The organism is Amycolatopsis sp. La24, assembly GCF_029087445.1.
Classification (GTDB): Bacteria; Actinomycetota; Actinomycetes; order Mycobacteriales; family Pseudonocardiaceae; genus Amycolatopsis; species Amycolatopsis nivea.
In genome coordinates, this window is the sequence record NZ_JARACH010000050.1 from 1 (window position 1) to 13,973 (window position 13,973).

At 68.6% G+C, this 13,973-nt stretch carries 15 protein-coding genes and 1 pseudogene; 6 read left to right on the forward strand and 10 right to left on the reverse strand.

Going from position 1 to position 13,973, the window contains the following annotated elements:
- Positions 1 to 569 precede the first annotated feature (569 nt).
- A complete protein-coding gene (locus PUT80_RS33915) occupies positions 570 to 1,775 on the forward strand; it encodes a glycosyl hydrolase family 8 (RefSeq protein ID WP_134732435.1) in 1,206 nt (401 codons plus the stop codon).
- A 21-nt stretch (positions 1,776 to 1,796) separates the two neighbouring features.
- Here PUT80_RS33915 and PUT80_RS33920 read toward each other — a convergent pair whose 3' ends face one another.
- From PUT80_RS33920 to PUT80_RS33935, 4 genes are all read right to left on the reverse strand, one after another.
- Positions 1,797 to 2,333 carry a D-alanyl-D-alanine carboxypeptidase family protein gene (locus PUT80_RS33920; RefSeq protein ID WP_275294564.1) on the reverse strand — a complete coding sequence of 179 codons (537 nt, stop codon included), beginning with the start codon at positions 2,331 to 2,333 and terminating at the stop codon, positions 1,797 to 1,799.
- 84 nt (positions 2,334 to 2,417) lie between these two features.
- The gene (locus PUT80_RS33925; protein WP_037816798.1) at positions 2,418 to 3,215 is read right to left on the reverse strand and encodes a family 1 encapsulin nanocompartment shell protein; all 798 of its coding nucleotides are present in this window, start codon (positions 3,213 to 3,215) and stop codon (positions 2,418 to 2,420) included.
- The gene (locus tag PUT80_RS33930; RefSeq protein ID WP_275294565.1) at positions 3,212 to 4,243 is read right to left on the reverse strand and encodes a Dyp-type peroxidase; all 1,032 of its coding nucleotides are present in this window, start codon (positions 4,241 to 4,243) and stop codon (positions 3,212 to 3,214) included. Before PUT80_RS33930 ends, PUT80_RS33925 begins: the two co-directional genes overlap by 4 nt.
- A gap of 95 nt (positions 4,244 to 4,338) precedes the next feature.
- On the reverse strand, positions 4,339 to 4,953 hold the full coding sequence (locus PUT80_RS33935) for a TetR/AcrR family transcriptional regulator (protein WP_043828030.1): 615 nt from the start codon (positions 4,951 to 4,953) through the stop codon (positions 4,339 to 4,341).
- A 78-nt stretch (positions 4,954 to 5,031) separates the two neighbouring features.
- Here PUT80_RS33935 and PUT80_RS33940 point away from each other — a divergent pair, with 78 nt between their 5' ends.
- From PUT80_RS33940 to PUT80_RS33950, 3 genes are read left to right on the forward strand one after another with little or no spacing between them, the layout of a single operon-like run.
- Positions 5,032 to 5,880, forward strand: coding sequence for an SDR family NAD(P)-dependent oxidoreductase (locus tag PUT80_RS33940; protein ID WP_275294566.1), 849 nt, complete (start codon positions 5,032 to 5,034; stop codon positions 5,878 to 5,880).
- A 28-nt stretch (positions 5,881 to 5,908) separates the two neighbouring features.
- A complete protein-coding gene (locus tag PUT80_RS33945) occupies positions 5,909 to 7,030 on the forward strand; it encodes a DUF5938 domain-containing protein (protein WP_275294567.1) in 1,122 nt (373 codons plus the stop codon).
- Positions 7,031 to 7,046: 16 nt separating this feature from the next.
- Positions 7,047 to 8,591 carry a long-chain fatty acid--CoA ligase gene (locus tag PUT80_RS33950; protein WP_275294569.1) on the forward strand — a complete coding sequence of 515 codons (1,545 nt, stop codon included), beginning with the start codon at positions 7,047 to 7,049 and terminating at the stop codon, positions 8,589 to 8,591.
- Here PUT80_RS33950 and PUT80_RS33955 read toward each other — a convergent pair.
- Genes PUT80_RS33955 through PUT80_RS33970 form a run of 4 tightly spaced genes read right to left on the reverse strand, consistent with a single transcriptional unit; the run spans position 8,588 to position 10,868 of the window.
- A complete protein-coding gene (locus PUT80_RS33955; protein WP_275294571.1) occupies positions 8,588 to 9,325 on the reverse strand; it encodes an SDR family oxidoreductase in 738 nt (245 codons plus the stop codon). The two genes, PUT80_RS33950 and PUT80_RS33955, sit on opposite strands and share 4 nt — an antisense overlap.
- A 9-nt stretch (positions 9,326 to 9,334) precedes the next feature.
- Positions 9,335 to 9,703: a DUF1707 domain-containing protein gene (locus PUT80_RS33960; protein ID WP_275294572.1), complete on the reverse strand. Its 369-nt coding sequence runs from the start codon at positions 9,701 to 9,703 to the stop codon at positions 9,335 to 9,337.
- Positions 9,700 to 10,269 carry a phosphatase PAP2 family protein gene (locus PUT80_RS33965; RefSeq protein ID WP_275294573.1) on the reverse strand — a complete coding sequence of 190 codons (570 nt, stop codon included), beginning with the start codon at positions 10,267 to 10,269 and terminating at the stop codon, positions 9,700 to 9,702. The genes PUT80_RS33960 and PUT80_RS33965 overlap by 4 nt, the downstream gene beginning before the upstream one ends.
- Positions 10,266 to 10,868, reverse strand: a complete 603-nt coding sequence (locus tag PUT80_RS33970) for a DedA family protein (protein ID WP_275294574.1) — start codon at positions 10,866 to 10,868, stop codon at positions 10,266 to 10,268. Before PUT80_RS33970 ends, PUT80_RS33965 begins: the two co-directional genes overlap by 4 nt.
- Positions 10,869 to 10,958: 90 nt before the next feature.
- Here PUT80_RS33970 and PUT80_RS33975 point away from each other — a divergent pair, with 90 nt between their 5' ends.
- Together PUT80_RS33975 and PUT80_RS33980 are read left to right on the forward strand one after the other, a co-directional pair.
- On the forward strand, positions 10,959 to 11,336 hold the full coding sequence (locus PUT80_RS33975) for a BlaI/MecI/CopY family transcriptional regulator (RefSeq protein WP_275294575.1): 378 nt from the start codon (positions 10,959 to 10,961) through the stop codon (positions 11,334 to 11,336).
- A gap of 2 nt (positions 11,337 to 11,338) precedes the next feature.
- Positions 11,339 to 12,337: a M56 family metallopeptidase gene (locus PUT80_RS33980; protein WP_238608242.1), complete on the forward strand. Its 999-nt coding sequence runs from the start codon at positions 11,339 to 11,341 to the stop codon at positions 12,335 to 12,337.
- Positions 12,338 to 12,493: 156 nt separating this feature from the next.
- On the opposite strand, the pseudogene PUT80_RS33985 reads toward PUT80_RS33980, so the two are convergent.
- Both PUT80_RS33985 and PUT80_RS33990 read right to left on the reverse strand, forming a co-directional pair.
- Positions 12,494 to 12,937: pseudogene (locus tag PUT80_RS33985) on the reverse strand (polysaccharide deacetylase family protein); the annotation flags it as partial.
- Positions 12,934 to 13,944: a glycosyltransferase gene (locus PUT80_RS33990; RefSeq protein ID WP_275294576.1), complete on the reverse strand. Its 1,011-nt coding sequence runs from the start codon at positions 13,942 to 13,944 to the stop codon at positions 12,934 to 12,936. The pseudogene PUT80_RS33985 and the gene PUT80_RS33990, both read right to left, overlap by 4 nt.
- Positions 13,945 to 13,973 lie beyond the last annotated feature (29 nt).

Genomic DNA, 13,973 nt, shown 5'->3' on the forward strand with positions numbered 1-13,973 from the left:
GAAGCTTGATTGTGCTGACGGTCTGAGGGTGCTTGTCAAGGCGGGAAAGATGCCTTGACAAGCACCCTCAGACCGCAGGAGAGCTTCGTATCGGGGTGCGGGGGTGGTGTGGGTGCACCGACAGTTGAGTGCACCGGCTGCGGCTTCGTCCGCGGCGGGGCTTGCGCCCCAATGTGGCATTGGGTGCATGCGACGCACCCAATGTGGCGTTCGGTGCATCTGACGCACCCAATGCCGCATTGGGGCGCTTCCCGAGCAGGCAGCGGACGGGCGCGGGGTCGGCGAGCGGGTCGGGAGGGGAACCCTCACGGAATCAGATTCCCTCAGGGCGACCCTCACGTACGCCAAAAAGCCGTGAAGGGCTCCTTCAGGGAATCTAAGTCCCTCAAGGAGCCCCTCACGGACCGGCCGCGGGGAATCAGCGGCTGTGAGGGTGGCCCTCACGGAACGCTACGGAACCGGTTCACCTTCGAGTTCGGGGCCGGACATCTTGACACCAAACACCCGGTACAGCAGGCTTTTCTCACGCCGCCTAGTTAGGAAAGTTTACTAACAAGGAGACCCCGAAAATGCCCGCTTCCCGGAAGGTGGCGTTGTTCGCCGCCGCTTCCGTTTCGCTTACTGCTGCGTTGGCTGGTGCTGGGCCTGCCACTGCGGCTTCCGTCGCGCGTCCGTTTCCGGCGCACGTCACCTATCAGACTGGTGTCCGGCCTTCCGTCAGTCAGGCTGAGCAGGACAACGCGGTCAAGAGACAGTACGACTCCTGGAAGAAAACTTACCTCCGCCAGGCTTGCGGCGGTTACCTCGTCTGGGCGACCGACGACGCGCCCAACAAGGGCACGGTTTCCGAGGCCCAGGGCTACGGGATGAACATCGTCCCGTTGATGGCGGGCTACGACGACCAGGCCAAGACGATTTTCGACGGGATGTGGAAGTTCGTCCAGGACCACCGGGACAGCAAGGGGCTCTTCCAGTGGGTGATCGACGGCAAGACCTGCAAGTACGCCGACGACGGCACCCCTGACTCGGCCACCGACGGCGATCTCGACGTCGGCTACGGGCTGATTCTCGCGGACAAGCAGTGGGGCGGCTACAGCGCCGCCGCCAAGGACTGGCTTGCCAAGATTTACAAGTACGACGTCGCGTCCGACGGGCATCTCAAGATCGCCGACGACGCGGGCAACGACGACACCCGGCCCTCCGACTTCATGCTCGACCACCTGCGGGCGTTCGCGAAGTACGACACCGCGCACGACTGGAACAAGGTCGTCACCCGGACCGAGCAGCTGATCACCCAGTTCACCAGCAAGTATTCGCCGAACGCGAATCTGCTGTCCGACTTCGTGGTCGGTGCGAACACCAACAGCCCGAAGCCCGCGCCCGCGGATCATCTGGAGAACCAGCCGGACAACATCGTCGGCTACAACTCCGTTCGGGTGCCTTGGCACATGGGCACCGACGCGCTGCTGTACGGCGGCAAGGTCGCGACCGAGGTCGCCAAGAAGGAATCGGCCAGCTACAAGAGCCACTCCGGCGCCAACCCGGCCAAGATTTACCCGCACACCAAATTGGACGGGACGCCGACCAAAACCAGTGATCAGTCCGAGGTCGCGGCGAATCCGGTGGGGGTCGCGGCGATGGTCGCGGGCGACCAGGCGTGGACCGATTCGCTGTGGAAATACATGGCGGGCAATCCGTACGACGACACTTACTACGGCGAGACCATCAAACTGCTGGTCTACCTGGTGATGTCCGGCAACTACTGGGCCCCGTGACCCCAGCCGCCCGTACGGACGTCAACCGGCGGCGTCCGTACGGGTGGGCGGGCAGGTGCCGCCCGGGGTGGTCAGCAGTTCGAAGTGCCACATCTCGTTCGCGTACACCTGGCACAGGCCGTATTTCGCGCCGTGCTGGATGAGCCAGTCGTCGGCCCGGGTGGGGGCGACGTCGACCGCCTTGCCGGACACGTGCGTCGATTGTTCCGGCGTGTTCACATACTTTCGTGCCTTCTCCAGGCTGCCGTACTTTTCGATGCCAGCGTCGAGCAGTTTCTGCTGGTACTCCTTCGTCCGCCAACCCGACGCGATCTGAATGTCCACATTGCGCCGACGCGCGTCCGTTGCCGCCTCCTGCAACGCTTTCCGCAACGCCGGATCGAGATTCCCGACGGCCGGGTAGCTCGTGTCGGACGGCCTCAGCGTGACGCCTTCGGGAGCACCGCCTTGAGCCGGGTCGTGGTCCGGATCGCCGTCGAGCACCGGGAGGCCGGAGCACCCGGCGACGACGATCGCGGGCAGCACGAGCAGCACGATTTTGATCTTGTTCCGCAGCACGCCGCAACTATCGCGAGCGGGTATCCCCGGAAGGTTCGGCGAATGTCCGCGCTGCGTAACAAGACCGCAGGATCAGGTAACGCCTCAGGCGGTCAGCCCGATCCCCGCTTCGGCGGTGTTGACCAGGAAGGTCAGCGTCTCGTAGAAGTACAGCTCCACAGTGGACGCGTCGTGGCTGGAGTACCCGATGGACAGATCCTGTCCGAAGTGGAGCTCGTAGTCGCCGCCGCGGGTGGACAGGACGCAGGCACCGCTGATCGCGGGCGTGCGGATGAGTTCGCCGTCCACGATCTGCTTCAGGTGTTCCAGCACCGGATAACCGTGGTTCGCCGCCTCGTACGCGGCGGTGAACTCGTCGTCGCTCAGCAGAACGGTGTACGGACCGGCCACGCCCGCGTCGCGCAGTTCGGCGATCGCGTCGCCGATCGCCTTCGGGTAGCGCGGGGCCTCCGGCGGCAGCGCGATCGGCGAAAGCGACGAAGCCGGGCGGATGCCGGTGATGCCCGCTTCGGCGAAACCGTCGACCACGATCCGGTCCTCGGCGTACGCGATCTGCTGCGCGGCGTCCTTCACCGGCTGCCAGTCCGCGTCTTTCGCGCCCCACTCGACCGAATCGACTTCTTCGCGCGACACCGTGAACGGCACCCGCAGTTCCACGATCCGCTGTGCCGTGCGCAGGCTCGTCGCGACGCCGTCGAACTTGTCGCCGACGCGCTCGCGGCGTCCGGTGCCGATCGCGGCGAGTGCCGGGTCTCCGGTGACGACGACGTCGACCACCCGGCGCGCCGCGGCGAACTCGGCGAAGGTGCGCTTCGCCTCTTCCTCCAGGTCCGCCCACGCGGCGGCGGAGATCGGGGCGAGTTCGCGATGCAGGTTGTTCATGACCGAGTGCTCCTTCGCAGGCTTCCGATGCCCAGCGACGTCCCGGCGGGCGTCGCGGCAGCCGGCGGTTCCGGCTCGGGCGGGGCGTCCGGCGGATCTTCGAGAAAGTCCGCGGTCGGCACGTAGAACAGCGCGCCGGTGTGAGGCGTGGAAAAGTCGAGAATCCGGTCGTAGGTGCCCGGCGGCGACCCGACGAACATGTTCTCCAGCATTTTCTCGATCACCGCCGGAGATTTGGTGTAGCCGATGAAATAGGTGCCGAACTCGTCGTGCCCCGGACGGCCGAACGGCATGTTGTCGCGCAGGATGTCGAGTTCGTTGCCCTCGTCGTCGGTGATCACGTTGAGCGCGATGTGCGCATCGGCGGGCTTTTCCTCGTCCGACATCTCCACATCGGACAGTTTGCGCCGTCCGATCACCAGTTCCTGCTGCTCGGTGGTGAGCGCGTTCCACGCCGCCATGTCGTGCAGGTACTTCTGCACCACCACGTAGCTGCCGCGGTTGAACGGTTCGTCGTCGTCCACCAGCACCGCCTGGTTGACGCCGTTGCCGGTCGGGTTCTCCGTGCCGTCGACGAAGCCGAGCACGTCGCGCGCGTCGAAGTACCGGAAGCCCTGCACCTCGTCGAGCACCTTCACCGAACCGCGCAACCGGTCCATGATCAGCGATTCCAGCTCGAAACACAGGTCGAGCCGCTCGGCGCGGAGGTGGAACAGCAGGTCGGCCTCGGCGGTGACGACGCTCGTGTGCTTGTCGCCGGAGAAAACCGGCAGCTCGTGCAGTTCCGCGGGCCGCGGACCGCCGTAGATCCGGTCCCACGCCGCCGACGAGATCCCGGCGACGCAGGTCAGCCCAGCCCCCGCGGCGCGGAACCCGACCGCGCGCTGCAGCCCGGCGAGATCGGCGAGGAGGTCTTTCGCGACCTGCTCGGCACCGGCGTCGACCTGCACCATCAGGAAGATCGCCGCCCTGGTCAACGGTGCGGAAACGGCCTGCGGTTCAGGCGGTTCAAGGTCCCCCGCTTGCACGCTCGCGCACCCCTTCTCGCCCGGTGACCGTCCGAGCGCATCCTAACCACGGACGGGCCGGCGCACCCGGCATCGCCACTCCGGAGGGGTAACCGTCAGACGAAGTGCGTGAGCAGAGCCGCGACATCGGCCTCCAAGCCGTCCGCGGCCGCGTCCTGACCGGCGAGTTGCTGCAGCAAAGCGCGCTGGAACAGGCCGTCGAAGGCGGCGTACGCGACCTCTGGCGACACCTGGGCCGGCCGGCCGGTGAACTCGGCGTAGCGCCGCACGACGCGCCACACCATGTCCTGGCGCTGTTCGTCGATGTCGAGCACATCGCCGCGGAAAGACTCCTCGAACAGGCTCTGATTGCGCAGGTCGTACCAGAGACGGTGCATCGCCGCGTCGGTCCGCAACGTGCCTGCCATCGCCGCGCCGAAGCCGTGTTTCAGCTCCTCGGCCGAGCCCGCCTCCGCCACTACGTCGTCGTAGCGGGTCACGCAGACCTCTTCGAACTTGCGGACCGCGTACGTGAGCAGCTCGACCTTGTCCGCGAAGTAGTAGTGCAGGACGCCGTGCGAGAAGTCGGATTTCTGGGCGATTTCGCGCAGGCTCGTGCGGGCATAGCCCAGCTCGGCCAGCGCCTGCAGCGCGGACTCGGCCAGCTGCTCGCGGCGCTGGGCGAACTTGTCCACGGCGCGGCGGGAGATGCGCTCCTTCGCCTGTGTCACACCGCGCAGTCTAGCGCGCCACGGATTCTTGACAATCGTCCAAGAAAATCTTGACGACTGTCCAAAATTAGCTACGGTGTGACCTACACCGCACTCGCGGCACGTCTCAAGGAGGAGATGTCGATGGGTTCGTACGACCTGACCGGGCGCACCGCGCTGGTCACCGGCGGCGCGCAGGGCCTTGGCCAGGGCATGGCCGAGGCGCTCGCGAAGGCAGGCGCGGCGGTGGTCATCGCCGACGTCCAAGAAGACCTCGGCCGCCAGACCGCCGACGCGATCAAGCAGAGCGGGGCCAGCAGCGGATTCGTCCGGCTGGACGTCACCGACGACGACAACTGGGCGCGGGCGGTCGAGGCCGTGGCCGGCGAGCACGGCGGGCTCGACATCGTCGTGAACAACGCGGGCGTGGAAATCACCGGGCTCGTCGCCGACCTCGACCCGGCCGACGTCCGGAAGATGCTCGAAGTCAACGTGCTCGGCACCTCGCTCGGCGTGAAGCACGCGTTCCGCGCCATGCGTCCTGGCGGCGTCGCCGGACGCGGCGGCGCGGTCGTGAACATCGCCTCGGTGGCCGCGACCATCGCTTTCCCCGGCATCGCTGGCTATTCGGCGACGAAATCGGCGGTCGACCGGCTCACCCGCGTCGCGGCGATGGAGTCCGGGAAACTCGGCTACGGCGTACGAGTCAACTGCGTGTACCCGGGCCTGGTTCCGACGCAGATGGGCAACCAGCTCGCGGCCGACGTCGTCGACGTCGGGCTGTTCCCGAGCATCGAGGACGCGATCGGCGCGGTGGTCGCGCAGACCCCGGCCGGACGGCTCGGCGAGGTCGCGGACATGGCCGACGCCGTGGTCTTCCTCGCCTCCGACGCCGCCCGCTTCATCACCGGCGCCGGCCTCCCGGTCGACGGCGGCATGGGCATGTGAATCCCCTCCAGCGAAAGGAACACCAGTCGTGACCAAGCCCGTCGTCGTTTACGGCGCGTCCGGCTACACCGGCCGCCTGATCTGCGAATACCTCCGCGAGTACAACGTGGCATTCACCGCCGCCGGCCGGGACAAGGCCCGGGTCCAGGCCGCGCTCGACCACATTCCCGGCCTCGACACCGTGGACCACGAGGTGGTCGAGGTATCGCACGAAACCGGCCCGCTCACCGAGCTTTTCCAGGACGCGTCGGTCGTGTGCAACACCGTCGGCCCGTTCAGCGAGTACGGCCACGAGGTCGTCCAGGCTTGCCTCGAATCCGGGACGCACTATCTCGACACCACCGGCGAGCAGGATTGGCTGATCTCCGCCGAAGAGCGCTACGGCGCGGACATGGCCGCCAAGGGCCTGCTGCTCTCCCCCGGCATCGCGCAGATGTACACCACCGGCGAGATCGCGGCGAACCTCTGCCTCGAGACTCCCGGACTGGACACTTTGGACATCCTGGTGTTCTGGAAGGGTTACCCCACAGTCGCTTCCACGCAGACCATCCTGGTGAACGCCGCGCTGTCCGCCGCGTATTACCTGGAGCAGAACGAATACGCGCCCTGGCCTGCCGACGGCGGGCTGCAAGAGGTCACCGTGCCGGGGCACCACGAGATCGGGCTCGCGCTGCCGTGGGGCGGCACGTCGCATCCGGTGTGGTTCAAGAACGATCCGCGCGTGGCCAACGTGAATGCGGTCGGCGGCGTGTTCGACCGGGCACTGATGCAAGGTGTGCCGCAGATTGTCGCGGCCGTCCTGGAGCAGGTGAAAGACCTGCCGCTGGAAGAAAAGCTCAAGGTGCTGCACGAGCAGGCGGCCGCGGTCCGGGACGAAATGCCGCCGAGGGAAAACCAGCGGATCAATACGTCGCTGGACTCGGTGCACGCGTCCGGCCCGCTCGGTCGCGCGCACTGCGTGATCCACGGGACCTGCAACTACAAGCAGACCGGGCTGATGCAGGCGTACGCGGCGTATTCGCTGCTGCAGCAACCCCCGCGGCGCGCCGGGTTCGCGTCGGCGTGCCAGGCGTTCGGGCACCGCGAACTGCTCGGCGTGCTGCGGTCGTTCGGGCTGGTCTCGAATCCGGTTCTGACAGTGCAGTCCTGAGACGGGGAGACGAGCGGTGCGACTGACCGACTATCTCGACAAGGGCGCCTCGCTGGGCCCGTCGGCCCCGTGTTTGACCACGGACGGCGGATCGCTCAGCTACGGCGAGGTCCAGCAGCTGTCCTGGCAGGTCGCCAGGGCGCTCGCCCGTTCCGGCGTGCGGCCGGGCGACAAGGTGGCGATCCTCTCCGCCAACGACCCGGTGTCGTTCGGGTGCGTCTTCGGCATCAGCCGGGCAGGGGCGGTGTGGTGCCCGGTCAACCCGCGCAACGAAGCGGCGGAGAACCGGGAGCTGCTGGACCTGTTCGACTGCACGTGCCTGCTCGTGCAGGAGTCGTTCGCACCGCTCGTCTCCCGGATCGCCGATCAGCTGCCGAAGCTGACCACGGTGGTGTGCCTCGACGGCTCGTTCCCCGGCGCGATCCCGCTGGCCGAATGGCTCGACGGGCTTCCCGGCACGCCGTGGCAGGCCGGTCCGCCGGACGACACGGTGATGCTCGTGGGCACCGGCGGCACCACCGGGCGGCCGAAAGGCGTGGTGCTGACCGGGCACAACGTCGAAACCATGTCGGCGCTGACGTTGATGAGCTATCCGTTCCAGCCGCGCCCGCGCTACCTCGCGCTGGCTCCGCTCACGCACGCCGCCGGGGTGCTGTGTTTCCCAGTTCTGGCGCTGGGCGGCGAAATCGTGGTGATGCCGTCGCCGGATCTCGGCCGGTTCCTCGAACTGATCGAACGGCACCGGATCACCCACACCTTCCTGCCGCCGACGCTGATTTACCTGCTGCTGGACCATCCGGAACTGTCCGCGACGGACTTCAGTTCGCTGGAATGCCTGTGGTACGGGGCCGCGCCGATGTCCGCTGCCCGGCTGGAGGAAGCGATCGCCCGGATCGGGCCGGTGCTCGGACAGCTGTTCGGGCAAAGCGAAGCGCCGATGATGATCTCGACCTTGGCTCCCGCCGACCATTTCTATCCGGACGGTTCCCTGGCGCGCGAACGCTTCACCTCAGCGGGTCGTCCGACGCCGCTGACGCAGGTGGCGATCATGGCCGAAGACGGAACCCTCCTGCAGCGCGGCGAACGCGGCGAGATCGTGGTGCGCGGACCGCTCGTGATGCCGGGGTACTACCGGAACCCCGACGCCACCGCGGAAGTCAGCAGGCACGGCTGGCACCACACCGGCGACATCGGCTACCTCGACGAGGAGAACTTCCTGTACGTCGTGGACCGGGCGAAAGACATGATCATCACCGGCGGGTTCAACGTCTACTCGGCCGAGGTGGAGCAGGCGCTGATGACGCATCCGGCGGTGCAGGACTGCGCGGTGGTGGGCTTGCCGCACGAAAAGTGGGGCGAGCAGGTGACCGCGGTCGTCCAGCTGCACCAAGGACGTACCGCTGCCGCTGATGAACTGCGGGCCGCGGTGAAGGAGCTGCTCGGCAGCGTGAAGACTCCGAAGGAGGTCTTGCTCTGGCCGGACCTGCCGCGGTCGAAGGTCGGAAAGGTACTGAAGACCGACGTGCGGACGCAGCTGCTGGCCGAACGGCCGGGCGATTAGAACTGCCCGCCGCCGGCGTGCAGCGTCTGGCCGGTGACCCAGCGGGCCTGGTCCGACGCCAGGAACCCCACGATGTCCGCGATGTCGCCGGGTTCGGCGATCCGGCCGAGCGGCGTCTGCTTCGCGCTGTACTCGACCACGCCCGGCGGCCCGTCGGCGAGGAGCGCGTCCGTGCGGACCGCGCCCGGAAGCACGCTGTTCACCGTCACCCCGCGCGGGCCGAGTTCCTTCGCCAGCACGCGCACGAGCTGGTCCCCGGCGGCCTTCGCGGCACCGTAGATCCCGGTGCCGGGCCGGGCTGTCTGGACCACTCCGCTCGACATCACGACGATCCGGCCGCCGTCGCGCACCCGCCGGGCCGCCTCGCGCAAAGCGACGAAGGTGGGGCGCAGGTTGGTGCCGAAGATCAGGTCGTAGATCTCGTCGGAGGCCTCGGCGAGCGGCACGAACCGGGCGATCCCCACGTTCGCGACGACCACGTCGAGACCGCCGAATTCCTGTTCCGTGCGGTCGAAAAGGCCACGCAGCTCGGCGTCGTCGGTGACGTCCGCGCGCAGGGCGACCGCCTGCCCGCCGTCCGCGCGGATCTTGGCGACGACGGCCTCGGCCGAGTCTTGATCGGAGCGATAGTTGACCGCGACGGAGAACCCGTCGGCACCCAGCCGTTCCGCGACCGCCCTGCCGATCCCGCGCGAACTCCCGGTGACCAACGCGACGCCCGTTCCCCTCTGCATGGCGTCAGTTTAGCGGTGCCCGAAGTGCTCTCCTTCGTCCGCGACACCATGCATGGCAAGGAAAACCATCGCCGCTACCGCGAACATCAGCAGAATTCCGACCGCCAGCTTCCGCCGCGGCGGCGCGGCTCCGAAGTCTGTGACCAACTGGTGTCCGGCCAGCAGAAGCAGCGGCTGCCAGCTGGGCCTCGGCGCGGGTGCGGGCAGGTCCGCGACCACCGCGTCCAGCTCGTGCCGGTATTGCGCCGCGTAGACGACCGTGACCCGTTCCTCCACCTCGGCCAGGCTCAGCCGTCCTTCGCCCGCCGCGTTGTTCAGGGCTTTCGTCGTCTGCTCGCGTTCGGCGTCGGAGCAGCGGACGGGTCGATCGTCAGTCATGTTTTCCTCCCGGATACGACTGGAATCAGCCGAACCGCCACCTTCGCCAGCGGTTCGCGGACCACAAGCCCGAGCGCCCCGATTCCGGCGCCGACCACGAACCCCGCGAGCACGTCGTGCGGGTAGTGCGCCCCGACGTACACCCGCGAAATCCCCATCAGCACCGCGAAAACGAGCGCCCAGAGTCCCCATTTGCGGTTGACCAGCAGCAACGCCACCGCGAACGCAGCGACGATGACCGTGTGGTTGCTGGGAAACGCGTAGTCGGCCGGCGGATCGCACGGCAGCAGCGTGTGCACGCCCGGAACCACGCGGCACGGCCGGATCTCGGCGAACACCGACTTCAGCACGGTGTCCACGGCGAGCGCCGCCGCGATCGCGATCGGCACCCACACCGCGGCTGCCAGCGCCGCCGGTCCCCTGGTCCGCGCTCGCCAGAGCAGCGCGAGGATCACCGGTGCCACCAGGAAAACCCCGTACTCGCTGAAGGTCGTCGCGATGCCCGCCAGCCAGTGTTGTGACCAGGCGAAATCCGTGACGTCGCGATACAGGCCAGCGTCGATCATCGCGTAGCACTCCTTCGCGCGCGGACCAGTTCGACCAGCAGCGGGCTCAGCGAAAGCAGCACCACCACGGCGATGATCGGCAGCAGGTATGTGTCGATGTTGGGCACCGACGCCCCCAGCGCGTACCCGGCGAGCGTGACCCCGACCGTCCACAACAGACCGCCGATCACCTGCCACAACGCGAATTTCGCGGCGGGCATCCCGGCGATGCCGACGAGCGGGTTCAGCACGGTCCGGACCACCGGGATGAACCGCGCCAGCACGACCGCCTTGCCCAGCCCGTACCGGCTGAGCAGCGCCGATCCGCGCGCGACGCCCTCGTGCAGGTGCTTGCTGCGCACGCGGACGAGCAGCGCGCCTCCCCCGCGCCGGCCGAGGACGAATCCGGCCTGCGCGCCGAGCAGTGCGCCGGCCGCCGCGGCGACGATGACGGCCGCGAGCGACAGGTGCAGTTTCGACGAGGCCGCCAGCACCCCGGCGGTGAACAACAGCGAATCGCCCGGCAGGAAGAAGCCCACGAGCAGGCCGGTCTCGGCGAACATCACCGCGAAGACGCCGAGCGGGCCGAACGCGGCCAGCAGCCACTTCGGGTCGAGCATGCCCACCTCCAACTACTACACAACTGTCGAAATTCTACATGAACGTAGTAGCGGGCTGGGCTGCTTCGACAAACCGGTAGAATTTGGGCCATGCGCAACGGACGAGGCGAGAGCGCCCGGCGGGCTCCCGGCGAGCTGGAGGCCGAGGTGCTCGCGGTGCTGTGGGAATCCGACGAGCCGATGTCGGCCGCCGGCGTGCAGGAACGGATCGGCGGCGGACTGGCCTATACCACCGTCGTGACGATCCTGTCCCGGTTGTTCGAGAAGGGCGTCGCGACGCGCGAGAAGCAGGGGCGCTCGTTCACCTACCGCGCCGCCGACGACGAACCCGGGCTCGCCGCCCGCCGGATGAGCAAGGTGCTCGACGCCGAAGCCGACCGGTCCAGCGTGCTGGCGAAATTCGTGTCGAACCTGTCCGAATCGGACGAGGCCGTGCTGCGCGACCTGCTGCACCAGAACGGCGGTTGACCGTGAACCTCGACCTGCTCGTTCCGCTGCTGCTGCCGCTGGCGTCCTGGCCGGTGGCGCGCTGGGTCGCGCCCCGGTTGTCGCCGCGGCTGGGCAGCTGGCTGCTCGCCGGTTCCGCGCTGGTGCTCGCCGTCGGCAGCACGGCGACGCTCGCGGTCCTCGCGGCGGCGGGGCTCGCGCAGCTGCCGTTCGTCGGCGAGCTGGGCGATTTCTCCGCGGTCGCGTTCCGCGGGGCCGACGCGGTGAACCTGCCGCTGGCGATCGCCAGCGGGGTCGCGCTCGTCGTCGCCGGGGTCGCGTTGACGCGGGCGGCGACGCAGCACGTGCGCTGGCACCGGAAGGTGCATGCCGAACTGAACGCGCACACCCGCGAGGCTGGCTTCGTGCTGCTGCCGGGCGAGGAACCGGTCGCGTTCGCGGTGGCTGGCGGGGGCGGCCGGATCGCGGTGTCCAGCGGGATGCTCGCGGCGCTGGAACCGCAGGAACGCCGCGCGTTGCTTGCCCACGAACGCGCGCATTTGCGGCTGCGGCACCACGTTTTCGCGGCGATCGTGACGGTGGCGACCACGGTCAACCCCGTGCTGCGCCCGCTCGGCGCGGCGGCCCGGTTCGCGCTGGAACGCTGGGCGGACGAGGCGGCCGCGGACCGCGTCGGCGACCGGAAACTGGTGGCCACGGCGGTCGCGAAGGCCGCACTGGCCAGCCGGTCCCAGCCGTCGCTCGCGCTGGCCGCGACCGGCGGGCCGGTGCCGCAACGCGTGCGTGCGCTGCTTTCCGCCCCGTCGTCCGGTTCGCGGCGGAACCCGTTGGCGGCAGTGGCCGTGGCGGTCGTGCTGGGTGCGTGCGCCTGGTCAGCGGCCAGCACGCTCGACGCGGCGACCGATCTCCACTCCGGACTCGAGACCGCGCAGCACGCCGCTTGCGTGCTCGCGCAGGGGACCCACGGCGAGCCCGCGCTCCCGGCATTCCGACACGAGCACCGGGACTGCGCCGAGCGCTGACCGCCATGCTCCCGGCGCGGCGGCGACGTCGGAGTCGTGCAACAGAATCGTGCCGCCGCCGGTCAGTCGTCGGCACACGGTGCGCACGACCGAGCGCGGAGTGGCGCGACTGGTCCAGTCAAATCCCCAGGTGCTCCACAAAACGGGCTGAAGTCCGAGCACGCGCGCCGAGAGCAGGGCGCTCGCGCTGAATACTCCGTACGGCGCGCGCAACCACTGCGGTCTCGTGCCGGTGATGAGTTCGATCAGGTCGACGGTGTGTGCCAGTTCGTCGTGCAGGGCCTTCGGGGAGCGGCGCAGAAAGCAGCGGTGATCCCAGCCGTGGACTGCGACCTCGTGCCCGGCGGCGGCGATCTCCCGGCCTAGTTCCGGCGCGGCGGCCAGTTCCCGGCCCAGCACGAAGAAGGTCGCGCGGATGTCCAGCTTTTCGAGGATTCGGAGGAATTGCGGCGTGGACTCCGGGTTGGGGCCGTCGTCGAAAGTCAGCGCCACGTGGCTGGGGTCGCCTCGTCCGGCGAGTCTTGCCGTTCGCAGCTGCGGTACGAACAATGCGGCCGGTACTGCGTGCGCGACGGCTGCCGCGGCGAGTCCGCGGATCATCCGGCTGCCTTGACTGGTCGGCGCAGCAACCACTGGAGCGCCTCAGTCAGTTCGCTCGGCGAATGGACCCACGGGACGATGCCGTCGTTGTGCAGCACGGCGGCGTTGGCTCGGCCGTGGCCGGGCAGGCAGCGGTAGGTCAGCACGGGGAGGCCGGTCGCGAGCGCCTCCGACGTCGTCAGCCCGCCCGCGTTCTGCACCACAACGTCGCACGCGCGCATCAGTTCCGGCATCCGGTCGACCCAGCCGAAAACGTGCCGATGTCCGGTTTTCCGCAGTCTTTCCACCAGCGTTTCGTTGCGGCCGCACACTACGACCGGTTCGACGAGACCGGTCGCGAGGAGGTCGTCGGCGGTCTGTCCGATTTGGCCTACGCCCCAGGATCCGGCCACGACCAACGCGAGCGGGCCGTCGTGCGGAAGACCGAAGGCGAGCCGGAGACGCAGTCGTTCGGTGATCCCGGCGGCGGGCCGGAAGGCGGGTGCGACCAGCGGACGAGAGACGAGCGTGCGGCCGGCTCCGAGCGCTCGGGCTTGGCGGGCGGCGGTTTCGTTGGGAGCGACGGTGAGCGACGCGTCCGGGCTCACGCACAGGCGGTGCACTGACGGGTCGGTGAGGTAGGCGACCAGCGGGGCCGTCAGTTCGTTGGACCGCCGCAACCGGGCGACCGCGTGTGTCGCGAGCGGATAGGTCGAGACGACGACGTCGGTGCTCTCCCCCAGCAGCTCGCGCAGTCGCGGCGTGGCGAGGCCGGCGAACCGGCGGGCGGCTCCGGCCAGCGCGGGGGTGCCCAGTGCACTGAGCAGCCAGTCCCAGCTGCGCGGCGCGATGTTGAGCTGCTGGTGGTAGGCGCCGCAGAGCAGTTCGCCAAGTCTTCCCGGCAGCAGGTCCAGGAAATCGGCGCGGACGACGTGTGCGCCGCGGCTGGAAAACCACCGGTCCAGCTCCCTGGCGGCACCGTCGTGTCCCGCTCCGATCCGGGCGGACACGATCACCACGCGGGCCATCGGGCACCTCTTTCTGCTTCTACACGGCT